At 61.8% G+C, this 2,546-nt stretch carries 2 protein-coding genes; both read left to right on the top strand.

Annotated elements, in window-relative coordinates:
- Positions 1–135: 135 nt before the first annotated feature.
- Positions 136–1,710 carry an IS21 family transposase gene (gene istA / locus AC1Q7H_RS39705; protein WP_492380237.1) on the top strand — a complete coding sequence of 525 codons (1,575 nt, stop codon included), beginning with the start codon at positions 136–138 and terminating at the stop codon, positions 1,708–1,710.
- Entirely contained in the window at positions 1,707–2,480 is a 774-nt protein-coding gene (gene istB, locus AC1Q7H_RS39700) for an IS21-like element helper ATPase IstB (protein ID WP_492380238.1), read from the top strand. Before istA ends, istB begins: the two co-directional genes overlap by 4 nt.
- Positions 2,481–2,546: the final 66 nt, after the last annotated feature.

Genomic DNA, 2,546 nt, shown 5'->3' with positions numbered 1-2,546 from the left:
CCCCGATGGTCGGCCAAACTCCTCCACCTGTGGTCACCTCAAACTCCCCCACCTGAAGGGGCGCTGCAAGTGATGTGAGCGCCAGGCAGGACGTTACCTTGTTCCCCTCGAATAAGAAGCAGAGGGGTTGCCGGAGTGAACGTCTTGAAGCCACATATACAGACCACCATCGCTACGCTAATCGCCGCTGGCAAGGGTCAGCGGGAGATCGCCCGGATCACCGGCGTCGATCGCAAGACGATTCGGGGGTATCAAGCGCAATTTGCTGCCGCCCAGCAGGCAAACTCCCCCACGGTGACCACCGGCTCCGAGCCGCAAATTCCCCCACCCCGACCACCGGCAACTGGTGCACATCAATTGTCGGCGTGCGCGCCATACCAGGAGTTTGTGCGAGCCCAGGTGCAACTGCATCGGAACGCCACGGCGATCTACCAAGATCTCGTCGATCAGTACGGCTTCACCGCCAGCTACGAAAGCGTCAAGCGTTTCGTTCGGTCCTTGCGCCACCAAGCGCCAAAGCAATTCGACCGACTGGAATTCCTGGCCGGCGAGGAGGCGCAGGTTGACTATGGCGAGGGGGCGCCGACCCGGTTGCCTGGCACAGACCGCTACCGCAAGCCGCGGTTGTTCGTGATGACGCTGCGCCATTCGCGGCATAGCTTCCGGCGCGTGGTGTGGAAGTCGAGCCAGCAAGTCTGGGCGGAACTGCACGAGCAAGCTTGGCGCTACTTCGGTGGCTCGACCCAGTACGTGGTGCTGGACAATTTAAAGGAAGGTGTCCTCAAGCCTGATCTGTATGAACCCGAGCTCAACCCGGTGTATGCGGCCATGCTGGCCCATTATGGGGTGGTAGCCGATCCGGCACGGGTACGCGACCCTGACCGCAAAGGCACAGTCGAGAATGCGATCCAGCATACGCAGGCTACTGCTCTGAAAGGGCGGCGCTTCGAGTCGATCGAGGCGCAGAATGCCTTCCTTGAGCAATGGGAGGAGAAATGGGCCTCCAAGCGGGTCCATGGCAGCACACGGCGCCAGGTTCAGGCGATGTTCGAAGAAGAGCGTCCTCACCTGAGGGCGCTACCGGCAAGAAACTTCGAGTACTTCACCGACCGCGTCTACACCGTCTACGACGACACCTGTGTTCGAGTCGACCACAGCAGCTATGCCGCCCGGCCGGCGGCCATCGGCAGCCGGGTGCTGGTGCGCAAATACGCGCATCGTCTGGAGATCCGGGACCTGAATACCCAAGTCTTGCTGCGCAGCCATGATCTGGCGGACAGGCCTGGCACGGTGGTGCTGCCGCAGGACGAACGCCTGTTTAATCCCTCACGCGAGACACGTCGCATCCTGGTGCAGGCCAAAGCTATTGGGCCATCTGCCGAGCGCCTGTGCCAACTCCTGTTCGACACCGAAGGCCGTGTAGGTCAGCGCAAGCTGTGGGGCATCGTCGGCCTGGTCCGGCGGTATCCACGCCGGTTGATCGAAGAGGCTTGCGAAACCGCCTTGCGAGAAGGCGTGCCCAGCTATCGCCGGGTCAAGGCCTTGACGGAGCGCCTGCTTGAGCAGGCGCTGGCCGCTCTTGATACACCGATCCAGGGCGAACTGCCCCTGACCCAGGAACACCCCCTGATCCGGGACGGCGACGACTATGCCGACCTGTTCACGCTCGGCGCCAGACAAAGCGCCGCAAACCAAGGAGATCACTCATGACCATGAGTCTCGCAGAAATCGACCGTGCCTTGCGTGACCTGCGCCTGTCAGGCATCGCCGCCACACTGGAGACCCGCGTGCTGCAAGCCCAGGCCAGCCAACAACCCTTCCTCGAAACCTTCTCCATGATCCTGCAGGACGAACTGGATCGTCGCCGCTCCCGGCTACTCGAGCGGCGCTACCAGCAGTCGGGCCTGGACGAGCGCCGCACCTTGGCCGAGTTCGATTGGGCCTTCAACCCGAAGCTGCCGCGCCAAGCCTGCTTCGAGTTGCATACCTTGAAGTTCGTAGCCGACGCCGACAACGCGCTGCTCATTGGCAAGCCCGGCACCGGCAAAAGCCACATCGCCAAGGCCATCGCCTACAACGCCATCCTGCAGGGTATAAAAGTGCGTTACGTCGAGTCCGACACGGTGTTCGCCGGCTACGCCGTAGACACGCGAACCGATCAGGACCGCCTGCTCAAGATGCTGCTCGAACCGGAACTGGTCGTGCTCGACGACTTGTTCCTGGCAAAACGCATCCCGGATGCCGCCGCCGAACTGCTGCAGACGCTGGTCCACCAACGCTACAAATTGCGTCGAAGCATCATCGTCACGTCCAACCGCGTCGTGCAGGACTGGGGGCGATACCTCGGCGACAACACCATGGCCACCACCATCCTCGACCGTATGATGCACCGCTCCAAACTCCTCGAGTTCGAAGGGAAAAGCTATCGCCTCAAGGAAGCGGCCACCAGGCTTGCTGTCTCAGAGAAAGCCGACTCATAATCAGCTCGTCCTGCCTGGGGGAATTTAGCCGACCACAAGTGGGGGAGTTTGAAGTGACCATCCGGG

The sequence above is a fragment of the Cupriavidus sp. GW823-FHT06D04 genome, from assembly GCF_058795055.1.
The sequence above is the reverse complement of the archived record's forward strand: the minus strand, read 5'-3'. Positions and strand labels throughout refer to the sequence as shown.